Source organism: Acidovorax sp., from assembly GCF_016783915.1.
Classification (GTDB): domain Bacteria; phylum Pseudomonadota; class Gammaproteobacteria; order Burkholderiales; family Burkholderiaceae_C; genus Acidovorax.
The window spans coordinates 1-11,488 of the sequence record NZ_JADHVT010000024.1; the positions used below are offsets into that span (position 1 = coordinate 1).

The 11,488-nt window shown below is 64.0% G+C and carries 13 protein-coding genes; 7 read left to right on the forward strand and 6 right to left on the reverse strand.

Annotated features, from left to right (window positions below; translation table 11 throughout):
• From ISS20_RS07235 to motA, 6 genes are all read right to left on the reverse strand, one after another.
• On the reverse strand, window positions 1-944 hold a 944-nt coding region (locus ISS20_RS07235; RefSeq protein ID WP_291435139.1), incomplete at its 3' end, for an FHIPEP family type III secretion protein.
• On the reverse strand, window positions 941-2,095 hold the full coding sequence (locus ISS20_RS07240) for an EscU/YscU/HrcU family type III secretion system export apparatus switch protein (RefSeq protein WP_291435140.1): 1,155 nt from the start codon (window positions 2,093-2,095) through the stop codon (window positions 941-943). The genes ISS20_RS07235 and ISS20_RS07240, both read right to left, overlap by 4 nt.
• 223 nt (window positions 2,096-2,318) lie before the next feature.
• Window positions 2,319-2,936, reverse strand: coding sequence for a protein phosphatase CheZ (locus ISS20_RS07245; RefSeq protein WP_291435141.1), 618 nt, complete (start codon window positions 2,934-2,936; stop codon window positions 2,319-2,321).
• A gap of 4 nt (window positions 2,937-2,940) precedes the next feature.
• Window positions 2,941-3,327 carry a chemotaxis response regulator CheY gene (gene cheY, locus ISS20_RS07250; RefSeq protein ID WP_010466076.1) on the reverse strand — a complete coding sequence of 129 codons (387 nt, stop codon included), beginning with the start codon at window positions 3,325-3,327 and terminating at the stop codon, window positions 2,941-2,943.
• A gap of 72 nt (window positions 3,328-3,399) precedes the next feature.
• The gene (gene motB, locus ISS20_RS07255; RefSeq protein WP_291435150.1) at window positions 3,400-4,332 is read right to left on the reverse strand and encodes a flagellar motor protein MotB; all 933 of its coding nucleotides are present in this window, start codon (window positions 4,330-4,332) and stop codon (window positions 3,400-3,402) included.
• 42 nt (window positions 4,333-4,374) lie between these two features.
• Window positions 4,375-5,235, reverse strand: a complete 861-nt coding sequence (gene motA / locus ISS20_RS07260) for a flagellar motor stator protein MotA (protein WP_056172898.1) — start codon at window positions 5,233-5,235, stop codon at window positions 4,375-4,377.
• A gap of 464 nt (window positions 5,236-5,699) precedes the next feature.
• Here motA and rfbF point away from each other — a divergent pair, with 464 nt between their 5' ends.
• Genes rfbF through ISS20_RS07295 form a run of 7 tightly spaced genes read left to right on the forward strand, consistent with a single transcriptional unit; the run spans window position 5,700 to window position 11,446 of the window.
• Window positions 5,700-6,470, forward strand: coding sequence for a glucose-1-phosphate cytidylyltransferase (gene rfbF, locus ISS20_RS07265; protein WP_291435153.1), 771 nt, complete (start codon window positions 5,700-5,702; stop codon window positions 6,468-6,470).
• A gap of 6 nt (window positions 6,471-6,476) precedes the next feature.
• Entirely contained in the window at window positions 6,477-7,544 is a 1,068-nt protein-coding gene (gene rfbG / locus ISS20_RS07270) for a CDP-glucose 4,6-dehydratase (RefSeq protein ID WP_291435155.1), read from the forward strand.
• Complete coding sequence (locus ISS20_RS07275) at window positions 7,541-8,101, forward strand: dTDP-4-dehydrorhamnose 3,5-epimerase family protein (RefSeq protein WP_291435156.1); 561 nt, start codon at window positions 7,541-7,543, stop codon at window positions 8,099-8,101. Before rfbG ends, ISS20_RS07275 begins: the two co-directional genes overlap by 4 nt.
• Window positions 8,098-9,339, forward strand: a complete 1,242-nt coding sequence (locus tag ISS20_RS07280; protein WP_291435157.1) for a class I SAM-dependent methyltransferase — start codon at window positions 8,098-8,100, stop codon at window positions 9,337-9,339. Before ISS20_RS07275 ends, ISS20_RS07280 begins: the two co-directional genes overlap by 4 nt.
• On the forward strand, window positions 9,340-9,828 hold the full coding sequence (locus ISS20_RS07285) for an acyltransferase (RefSeq protein ID WP_291435159.1): 489 nt from the start codon (window positions 9,340-9,342) through the stop codon (window positions 9,826-9,828).
• Window positions 9,825-10,670 carry an NAD(P)-dependent oxidoreductase gene (locus ISS20_RS07290; protein WP_291435161.1) on the forward strand — a complete coding sequence of 282 codons (846 nt, stop codon included), beginning with the start codon at window positions 9,825-9,827 and terminating at the stop codon, window positions 10,668-10,670. The genes ISS20_RS07285 and ISS20_RS07290 overlap by 4 nt, the downstream gene beginning before the upstream one ends.
• On the forward strand, window positions 10,667-11,446 hold the full coding sequence (locus ISS20_RS07295) for a cephalosporin hydroxylase family protein (protein WP_291435163.1): 780 nt from the start codon (window positions 10,667-10,669) through the stop codon (window positions 11,444-11,446). The genes ISS20_RS07290 and ISS20_RS07295 overlap by 4 nt, the downstream gene beginning before the upstream one ends.
• Window positions 11,447-11,488 lie beyond the last annotated feature (42 nt).

An 11,488-nucleotide genomic window follows, 5' to 3' on the forward strand; every position in this document is an offset into this window, starting at 1 on the left:
GTCAGGAACACCACATGCGGCATGCCGGGGATCAAACCCAGCAGGATCAAGATGCCTGCCGTCACACCCAGCACGCGGGGCGACATGAACAGCTGCTGAACGATCTGGCGGCCCATGTCGTGGTCCTTGCCCACGCGCGAGATCACCATGGCGGCTGCCACCGAAATCAGCAGGCCGGGAATCTGTGCCACCAGCGCATCGCCAATGGCCAGCAGGATGTAGCTGTCTGCGGCCTGCTTGGCCGACAGGTCGTGTTGCAACACACCAATGGCGAAGCCACCGATGATGTTGATGAGCAGGATCAGGATGCCTGCGACGGCGTCGCCGCGCACGAATTTGGACGCGCCGTCCATGGAGCCGAAGAAGTTGGCTTCTTCTGCCACTTCGGCACGGCGGCGCTTGGCTTCTTTTTCGTCGATCAGGCCGGCATTCAGGTCGGCATCCACCGCCATCTGCTTGCCGGGCATGGCGTCCAGGGTGAAGCGGGCCGACACTTCGGCAATGCGCTCTGCACCTTTGGTGATCACCACAAAGTTGATCACCACGAGGATCGCAAACACGATCAGGCCGACCGCGAAATTGCCACCGATCAGGAAGTGGCCGAAGGCCTCGATCACTGCACCCGCTGCGCCCGGGCCCTGGTGGCCTTCGAGCAGTACCACGCGCGTGGAGGCGACGTTCAGCGACAGGCGCATCAGTGTGGTCAGCAGCAGCACCGAAGGGAAAGCCGCGAAGTCGAGCGGGCGCAGCATGTACGCCGCCACCATCATCACCATCAGCGCGACGGCGATGTTGATCGTAAAAAAAGCATCCAGCAGCCACGGCGGGATAGGCAGCACCATCAGCGCCAGAATCGCCACCACCAGCAGCGGTGCCGACAGGCCCTGCAGGGCGCTGGCGTTGGTGCCCGCCCATTGCTGCAAAGACTTTACGGAGGTATTCATACGACAGCACCTTGCACCGTGGTGCGGTTCAGCGGATCGAGTTCAGGCGGCACGAAAGGCTCTACCAGGCTGTCGGGCATGCGGCCTTCGCCACGCAGGGCAGCCTTGAGGCGGTACACATAGGCCAGCACCTGGGCCACGGCGGTGTAGAGCGTGGCGGGGATAGCCTGGTCCAGTTCGGCATGTGCATAGAGCGCGCGGGCCAGCATGGGCGACTGCAGCACGGGCACGTTGTGTTCCTTGGCCACGTCGCGGATCTTCATGGCAATGAGATCGGTGCCGCGCGAGATGACCTGGGGCGCACTCATGGTCTTCTCGTCGTACTTGAGGGCCACCGCATAGTGGGTTGGGTTCATCACCACAAAATCGGCCTTGGGTACAGCGCCCACGCTGGCGCGGTCGGCAATCTCGCGCTGCTTCTGGCGGATACGGCCCTTGGTATGGGGATTGCCGTCTGATTCCTTGTGCTCCTGCTTGACTTCTTCGTGCGACATCTTCAGTCGCTCCTTGAAGAAGTACGCCTGCAAAGGCACATCGACCAGAGCCGCCAGAAACACGACCAGCAGCAACAGGCTCATGCCCGAGGTCAGCCAGTCCGCGATTTGGCGAATGGCCAGTGGCGACGGTTGCAGGACCAGCATGGCGACCGTTTCGATGCTGTTGCCCAGGAACTTCCAGGCCACGTAGGTCAGGATGGCGGTCATCAGCACCATCTTGGCCACGTTGGCCATCTGTTGCTTGGAGAACAGGTTGGCCAGCCCGGAGATCGGGTTGAGCCGGTTGAACTGCGGTGTGATGGGCTTGGCGCTGAGAATCCAGCCGCCCGCCCCAATGGCGCTGATCAGCGCAGCAGCGCTGGTCAGCGTGGCAAACACCGTGCTGGCCACCAAGCCCACGATGACCATGTCCTGCAGCCGCGAGAGCATGGTGCCCGGCGCCATCACCGTGGCTGCATTGAACGCCAGCTGCTGGCTCATGGCCCACTGCATGCGGTCCATCAGCTGGGGCGCCAGCAGCAGCAAGCACGCCGCCCCTGCCCCCAGGATGGCCAAGTGCGACAAGTCGCGCGAGCGTGCCCCTTGGCCGTCTTCGCGCGCTTTTTGCAGCTTGCGTTCTGACGCGGGGAGGCTTTTTTCTTGGCTGGATTCCATGGTGGCATGACGGCTGGTGTCATGCCATTGTCGTGAGCGACCTGAAAATCTAAAGGCTGATAAGGGGGCTGCAGCCCCCTCTTTTCCATGAGGACCGCGGCGTTTTCAGTGGAGGTACCTGGCCCACCCTCTACCGTGTGGCATCACCTTGTAGCGTCAAAAATAATAGCTTCCAGCGCTTATTACACAAGCGCTGGAAGCCAAATGAGCCAAAATTTGAGGATCAGAAGCCCAGGCTGGCCAGCAGATCGTCCACCTGGGACTGGTCGGTAACCACGTCGGGGGTATTCTCCGGGTCCACCACCGGGCCCTGCAGGTGCGCTGGGCGGGCGGGTTCGGCGGGCACCTGCGCGTTGGTCGGGGCTGTTTGGATCAGCAGCTGTACCAGTTGCTCTTCGATCGTGGCTGCCAGGTTCACCACGCGCGCAATCACCTGGCCAGTGAGGTCGTGAAAATCCTGCGCCATCATTATTTCCGTGAGGTGCGTGTCCGCCTCTTTGGTCACGCGCTCCACATCGGTCAGGAAGTTGAAGATCTCACCCTTGGCCACGGCAGCCACCGGGTCAGCCACCAGTGAATTGACGACCCGGCGCGTTTCTGCCGCGATGTAGTCGTGCTGAGCCTTGGCTTGTTCGACGCGGTTGAGCACCTTCTCGGCCGCTTCTCCGGTCAGGCGGGCGATATACGAAAGCCTGCTCTGAGCGTCTGGCAACTCGCCCATGGAGCCGCGCAGCTTGTCGGCATATCCCAGCTCGTTAAGCGAATCGTGAAGCTGGCGCGTCAGCAGACCAATCTTGTGGTGAACATCGGCAGGCTGGCTGTTGTCCGGTGTGTCGTCCATGGTGTCATAACCCCATCTTCTTCAGAATCAAGGTCACCTTCTCTTCCAGGGTTGCCTTGGTGAAGGGTTTGACGATGTAACCTGCAGCGCCTCCCTGGGCAGCGGCAACGATGTCTTCCTTGCGGGCTTCGGCGGTCACCATCAGGACGGGCAGGTGTTTGAGCTTGTCGTCCTTCTTGATCTCGGCCAGCAACTGGAAGCCGTTCATGTTGGGCATGTTGATGTCGGTCACCACGAAGTCAAACTTGCTGTTGCGCAGCTTGTTGAGTGCGGCGACACCATCCTCGGCCTCATCAGCGTCTGCAAAACCGCTCTCTTTGAGCAGATTGCGAACGATGCGTCGCATGGTGGAGAAGTCGTCAACGATCAAAAAACGAAGGGCTGTGGTCACTTGGGACCCTTTCAGTCGAGATTTACTGTAGGCATTGTCATGGGCAGCAGGTTTGGTGACAAGTCGTAACTGTTACCTGCCAGGGGGGGGATTTTCCCGCTTTTCAGTCAGCAGTTCTGTGGACGTGATTTCGGGGATCCCTTTGCCCATGAGTCGTTCTTCGGCCTCTCGGGTCAGCACCGTGATGGTGATGCGCCGGTTGGAGGGGGACCGTGGGTTTTTGGGGTCCAGCAGATCGCTGGCCGCCAAGCCCACCACACGGCCCAGTTTAGCGTCTGGCATGCCTGCGGAGACCAGCTCCCTTCGCGATGCGTTGGCGCGGTCTGCCGACAGCTCCCAGTTGCTGTATCCCTTTTCGCTGTTGCCATAAGGTACAGCGTCGGTGTGGCCTGCGAGGCTGATGCGGTTTTCGACGCCACCCAAGGCCGCGCCGATTTCGCGCAGGATGTCGCGCATGTAGGGTTTTACCAACGCACTGCCGCTGTCGAACATGGGGCGGTTCTGGTCGTCAATGATCTGGATCTGCAGGCCGTCGGGCGTGATGTCGATGCGGATCTGCGACTTGTACTCATTCAGGCGCGGGTTCTCGGTGATCAGCGCATCGATCTTGGCCTCCAGGGCCTTGATGCGTTCCTGATCCTGCTTTGCGCGTTCGGCCCGTGCCGCATCAATGCTCATGCGGCGCTGTTTGGCTTCTTCCACGTCGGAGCGGCGCACCTGGCCATGCACCTTGGCCAAGTCGTTGCCGCCACCTGGAATGACGCTGGAGCTGTTGCCCGAACCGTCGCCCCCTGTCATCGCCACTTTCAATGGTGAGGCGAAATACGCTGCAATGCCTTGCAATTCGCCCTTGGCGGTGGATCCCAGCAGCCACATCAGCAGGAAGAACGCCATCATCGCCGTCACGAAGTCGGCATAAGCGATCTTCCAGGCGCCACCATGCACCGCGTGGCCGCCTTTCTTGACGCGCTTGATGATGATGGGTTGTAGTTTTTTTTCTGCCATGGTGGCGGGGGCGTTGGGGGGCGGCTACTGCATTCGCTGCTGCTACTTCTTGCCCTTCACATGCCCTTCCAGCTCAGAGAAGCTGGGGCGGACGTTGGAGAACAGCACCTTGCGGCCAAACTCGATCGCTGTCGCAGGGTTGTAGCCCTGCATGCTGGCCAGCAGGGTGGACTTGATGCACTGCAGTTCCTTGGCGGCGTCCTCGGTCTTTTGCTCGACGAGTCCGCCCAGCGGTTCCACCACGCCGTAGGCCAGCAGAATCCCCAGGAAAGTGCCTACCAGCGCCGAGCCAATCATGCCGCCCAGCACGGAGGGCGGCTGGCCCACCGAGCCCATGGTGTTCACCACGCCCAGCACGGCGGCCACGATCCCGAAGGCGGGCAGGGCGCCTGCAAGGCGCGCCAGGGCGGCCACCGGGGCGTGTGCTTCCTGGTGGTGGGTGTCGATCTCGCTGTCCATGAGCGCTTCGATCTCGTGGGAATTCAGGTTGCCCGACACCATCATGCGCAAGTAGTCGGTGGTGAACTCGATCACATGGTGGTCACTGCCCACCGTGGGGTATTTCTTGAAAATTTCCGACTCGTGCGGCGCCTCGACATCCTTTTCAATCGCCATCAGCCCCTCCTTGCGGGCCTTTTGAAGGATGTCATAGAGCATGGCCATCAGCTCCATGTAGCGCTCCTTGGTGTATTTGGAGCCTTTGAGCGCCATCGGCAGCGCAGCCATGGTGGCCTTGATCACCTTGGGTTGGTTGTTCACCACGAAGGCACCCAGTGCCCCCCCCAGAATGGTGATGATCTCGAACGGCAGCGCCTTGAGAATCACGCTGATATTGCCCCCGTGCACGATGTACACACCGAAGATGCAGCCGAGGCAGACGACGTAACCGATGATGACAAACATGCTTTAGACGTGTAGGGCGGCGGCAGGGGTATGACTGCATTGGTGGGGCTGCAGTCCACGGAGTGACCGAAGGTTACTGTAAATGTATCGGATTGCAGAACGCGAAATGCCCCAAGAGAACGGTCAACAGGGGGTTTCTTGGGCGAATGACTGCTGGCCGCTCGTGCCGGTGGCTCGACTGGAGATGTTACTGACGGGGCTGTAGGCGCGTCCCTGGTCAACCGGATGCAGAGGGCTCTTGGTGGGCTTTCGGGCTGGTTGTGCTCAGAATTTTGTGTCAGAACGCCGTGAGGCGCTTTTCTTTATTGTCTTTGGTGCTATCAAATTGATATCAAGCGGGTTGCGCATATTTGCGGCGCGTCCACTATCTGCCCGGAGGCAGCGCATGCAAACGCCTCATTTGAAAGGTGTTTCTGCAGCGACTGCACCTTTTTGGTCCGTAGGGCCTGCACTATGCTGCGGGCATGAAAGCTGTACTGCTGGCGGGCGGCCTGGGCACCCGTATCTCGGAAGAGTCGCACCTGCGTCCCAAGCCCATGATCGAGATCGGTGGGCGGCCCATCCTTTGGCACATCATGAAGATGTACGCCGCCCATGGCGTGAACGACTTCATCATCTGCCTGGGCTACCGGGGCTACGTGATCAAGGAATATTTCGCCAACTACTTCCTGCACATGTCCGATGTGACCTTTGACATGGCCAACAACCGCATGGAAGTGCACCACCGCCATGCCGAGCCCTGGCGCGTGACGCTGGTGGACACGGGTGAAAGCACCATGACCGGCGGTCGCCTGCGCCGGGTGCAGGAATACCTGCCCGCGGGCGAGCCCTTCTGCTTTACTTATGGCGACGGAGTGGCCGACCTTGACATGACGGCCCAGTTTGCCTTCCACCGGGCTCATGGCCGCCAGGCCACGGTGACGGCCGTGCAGCCCCCGGGCCGCTACGGTGCCTTGGTGCGGGATGGCGACACCGTGGCCGGGTTTGAGGAAAAACCGCGTGGCGACGGCGGGTGGATCAACGGCGGCTTTTTTGTGCTTCAGCCTGAAGTCATTAACCTCATCGACGGCGACGCCACCAGCTGGGAGCTGGAGCCCATGGCCCGCTTGGCCACCAGCGGCCAGCTGCGCGCGTTTGAGCACACGGGCTTTTGGCAGCCCATGGACACACTGCGCGAGAAAAACCTGCTCGAAGACCTGTGGCAATCGGGCCGCGCGCCGTGGAAGTGCTGGTAACCCACGATGCGCCCTGATCCCGACTTCTGGCGCGGCAAGCGCGTGTTGCTCACCGGCCACACCGGCTTCAAGGGGGCGTGGCTGGCCCTGTGGCTGCAGCGCCTGGGCGCGCAGGTCACCGGTGTGGCGCTGCCGCCCGCCACCGAGCCCAACCTGTTCACCCTGGCCCAGTTAGGCCAAGCGGGCCCGGGCTTCGAGAGCCACTTTTGCGATATTCGCAGCCCCCAAGCACTGGCCATGCGCGTGCGCGCCGCCCGGCCCGAGGTGGTTTTGCACTTGGCCGCGCAGGCGTTGGTGCGGCCCGGCTACGCGGCGCCACTCGACACCTTTTCCACCAACGTCATGGGCACGGCACATCTGCTCGATGCCCTGCGTGGACTGGCGGGCGTGCGCGTGGCCGTGGTGGTCACCACCGACAAGGTCTACCGCAACCGCGAATGGGCCTACCCGTATCGAGAGGACGACGCCCTGGGCGGGCACGACCCCTACAGCGCCAGCAAGGCCGCCGCTGAGTTGGTCACGGCCAGCTACCGCGATTCCTTTTTGGCCGCACAGGGTGTGGCCGTGGCCACCGCCCGCGCGGGCAATGTGATTGGCGGCGGAGACTGGGCGCAAGACCGGCTGCTGCCCGACGCCGTGCGCGCCTGGGAAAAGGGCGCAACCTTGCACATCCGCCGCCCCCAGGCCACGCGCCCCTGGCAGCATGTGCTGGAGCCGCTGGCCGCTTACCTGAGTCTGGCCCAGTGCCTGTGGGAGTCGCCCACGCTGGCAGGGGCCTTCAACTTTGGCCCGCTGCCGCACGAGGCGGCCACGGTCAAAAATGTCATCGAATTGGCATCTGCTGCATATCCAGTAAGCGCTACTAGCTATGAAAACGAGAGCGAAGGCCCGCACGAAGCTGGCTGGCTCGCGCTGGAAACCGCGCACGCCCGCCAGGTGCTGGGCGTGGCCCCCCACTGGGCGCTGAGCACGGCCGTGGCCCGCACCATGAACTGGTACCGCCAGCAGCGCGGCGGCGCCGACGCCCGCGCGCTGTGCCTGGCAGACATCGATGCCTGGGAGGCGCGCCCATGAGTCGCCTCGCCCTGGCGCCGCTCCCGCTGGCGGGGCTCTTTCGCGTGCAACGCCAGTCGCTGGTGGATGAGCGTGGCTTTTTTACCCGCATGTTTTGCGCCGACGAACTGGCGGGCGCTGGCTGGGCGAGCCCCATCGCCCAGATCAACCAAAGCTACACGGCGCTGAAAGGCACCGTGCGCGGCATGCACTACCAACAGCCGCCGCACGCCGAGATGAAACTCGTGAGCTGCCTGCGCGGCGAGGTCTGGGACGTGGCCTTGGACCTGCGCCAGGGCTCGCCCACTTTTCTGCACTGGCATGCCGAGCATCTGTCGGCCGACAATGGCAGCGCGCTGCTCATCCCGCCCGGCTTTGCACACGGTTTTCAGGCGCTCACCGACCATGCCGAGCTGCTCTACTGCCACTCTGCGGCCTACGCACCCGCGGCCGAAGCAGGCCTGAACCCTCTCGATCCGCGCCTGGCTATCGCCTGGCCCCTGCCCGCAAGCCAGCTCTCGCCTCGCGATGCGGCGCAGCCCTGGATGGCGGAAGAATTTGAAGGAGTGCGCCTGTGAAGTGCCGACACTGCGGCAGCCCGCTGCAACTGCCGTTTCTGGACCTGGGCAGCGCGCCCCCGTCCAACGCCTACCTCAGCGAGGCCGCGCTGCGCGCGCCCGAGTCCTGGTTCCCCCTGCGCCTGCTGGTGTGCGAAACCTGCTGGCTGGTGCAGACCGAAGACCACGCCGGGCGCGAGGCGCTATTCACCGACGACTACGCCTACTTCAGCTCGTTCTCCTCGTCGTGGCTCGCCCATGCCAAGGCGTACGTAGAGACGATGCGCGAGCGCCTGGGGCTGACCGCCGACAGCCGCGTGGTCGAGGTCGCGTCGAACGACGGCTACCTGCTGCAATACGTGCAGGCGGCTGGCATCCCCTGCTACGGGGTGGAGCCCACCGCCAGCACGGCGGCAGCAGCCCGCGCCAAAGGCATAGCGGTGGTGGAGCGCTTCTTTGGCGTGGCGCTGGCCGACGAGCTGGCCGCCGCCGGTCGCCAGGCCGACCTGATTGCCGCCAACAACGTGCTGGCCCATGTGCCCGACATCAACGACTTTGTGGGCGGCTTCACGCGGCTGCTCAAGCCCCACGGCGTGGCCACTTTCGAGTTTCCGCACCTGCTGCGCATGGTGGAGGGCTGCCAGTTCGATACGGCTTACCACGAACACTATTCCTATTTGTCGCTCACGGCGGTGCAGCGCATCTTTGCGGCCAACGGCCTGGCGGTGATCGATGTGCAGGAGCTGCCCACCCACGGCGGCAGCCTGCGCGTGTTTGCCGCCCGCGCCGACGCGGTGGGCCATCCGCAGGCCACGATGGAAGGCGCTGTCCGCGTGCAGCAACTGCTGGCCACCGAGGCAGCGGCGGGCATGCTGGGCGCAGGTTTTTACAGCGATTTCCAGGCCCAGGCCATACGGGTCAAGCGCGAGCTGCTCACATTTTTGCTGCAATGCCAAGCCGATGGCATCACTGTGGGCGCCTACGGGGCGGCCGCCAAGGGCAACACCCTGCTCAACTTTGCGGGTGTGCGGCCCGATCTGCTGCCTTATGCCGTGGACAAGAACCCCGCCAAGCAGGGCCAGTACCTGCCCGGCAGCCACCTCCCCGTGGTGAGCGAGGCGCACCTGCGCGCCCACAAGCCGCAGCGCATCCTGATCCTGCCCTGGAACCTGCGCAGCGAGGTGGCCGAGCAACTCGACTACACGCGCAGCTGGGGCGCGCAGATGGTGGTGGCCGTGCCGCGCCTTGAGGTGTTCTAGGTGATCGAACTGCACCCCACTGCCAAGGTCTCGCACCTCGCAGACATCGAAGACTCGGTGCGCGGCACACGCATCGTGGTGGGCGCCCACTCGGTGATCGACAGCTTCGTCAAGGTCAAGCCTGCGGGCGGCAGCGGCGACCTGGTGGTGGGCGAGCATGTGGTCATCAACGCGGGTTGCGTGCTCTACACCGGCAACGGCATCCACATCGGCAACCATGTGGCGATTGCCGCCAATTGCACCTTTGCGCCGGTGAACCATGCCTATGCCGACCGCAGCTGCCTGATCCGCGAGCAGGGGTTCTTGCCCAGCAAGGGCGGCATCGTGATTGAGGACGACGTGTGGATTGGCGCCAACTGCGTGCTGCTCGACGGTGCCGTGCTGCGGCGTGGCTGCGTGGTGGGCGCGGGCTCCATCGTGCGCGGCGAGCTGCTGGCGTACACCGTGTACGCCGGGCAACCGCTGGCGGCCGTGGGGGAGCGCCGGTGACGGGCCTGCCCCTTTCGACGTTTACGGTGCTGGGCGCCTCCGGCTACATCGGCAGCCGCCTGGTGGCCCATCTGCAGGCCCAAGGCCACTCGGTGTGGTCGCCTGCGCGCGGCGCTGCCGAGGTGTTCACCCGGCAGCTGGGCCATGTGATCTATTGCGTGGGGCTCACCGCCGACTTCCGCACGCGCCCGTTCGACACGGTGGACGCCCATGTGGGCCTGCTGGCCGAGGTGCTGCGGCGCGCGCAGTTCCACTCGCTGCTGTACCTGTCGTCCACCCGGGTCTACATGGGCGCCACCCGCACCGACGAAGACGCGCCCCTGGCTGTGCTGCCGGGTGACCTGTCCTACCTGTACAACCTCACCAAGCTCACCGGCGAATCGCTGTGCCATGCCTGCGGGCGCCCCGGAGTGCGCGTGGCGCGCCTGTCCAACGTGGTCGGGCCGGGCATGGACGCTGCCTCCGGCAACCTGGTGGCCGATCTGCTGCACCAGGCGCAGGGCGGCCGCATTGTGCTGCGCTCCGATCCGCAGTCCGCCAAAGACTATGTGCATGTGGACGACCTGCTGGACTGGCTGCCGCGCATTGCGCTGGCAGGCCGCGCCGCCACTTACAACGTGGCCAGCGGCCGCCAGACTACTCACGCCCAGTGGCTGGCCTGGCTGCAGGCGCGCACGGGCTGCAGCGTGGAGGTGGCCGGGCAGGCGCCGCTGCAGGCGTTTCCCCCCATCAACGTGCTGCGCCTGCAGGGTGAATGGGGTGTGGCACCCCGCGCCGTGCTGGCCGATGACCTCTTGCCTTTTCCGCCGTCGAACGACCCTGTTGGAGTACCCCCGCCATGAACCCCGTTGACCAATTCGCCCAGGAACGCCGTGACCGCCTTGCGGGCTATGCCCAGGACTCCACCTTCCAGACCCTGTCGCGCGACTGGCTGCAGGCGTCCATGCAGCGGCAGTACGTCTACAACTTCGACTGGATGGGCCGGCCCATCATCCAGTATCCGCAGGACATGGTGGCCATGCAGGAGCTGGTGTGGCGCGTGCGGCCGGATCTGATCATCGAGACCGGCATTGCCCACGGTGGCTCGCTGGTGCTCAGCGCCTCGCTGCTGGCGCTGCTCGACATGAGCGATGCGATTGAAGCCGGCACCACGATGGACCCGCGCGCGTCACGGCGCAAGGTGCTGGGGGTAGACATCGACATCCGCGCGCACAACCGCGCGGCCATCGAATCCCACCCCATGGCCAGCCGCATCGCCATGGTCCAGGGCTCTGCCATTGCGCCCGAGGTGGTGCAGCAGGTGCGCGAGTTTGCCCAGGGCTACCAGCGCGTGCTGGTGTGCCTGGATTCCATGCACACGCACGACCATGTGCTGGGCGAACTCGATGCTTACGCGCCGCTGGTCACGCCCGGCAGCTACTGTGTGGTGTTTGACACCTTTGTCGAAGACATGCCGCCCAAGTTCTTTGCCGACCGCCCCTGGGACGTGGGCAACAACCCCAAGACGGCGGTGCACCAGTGGCTGGCCGGGCACGCCGAGTTCGAGATCGACGCCGAGATGGAGCAGCGCCTGCAGGTCACGGTGGCGCCGCACGGGTTTCTGCGGCGCAAGGGGTGATGGCAGGGGCTTGTGATCGAAAACATGATTCAACATGCCGCT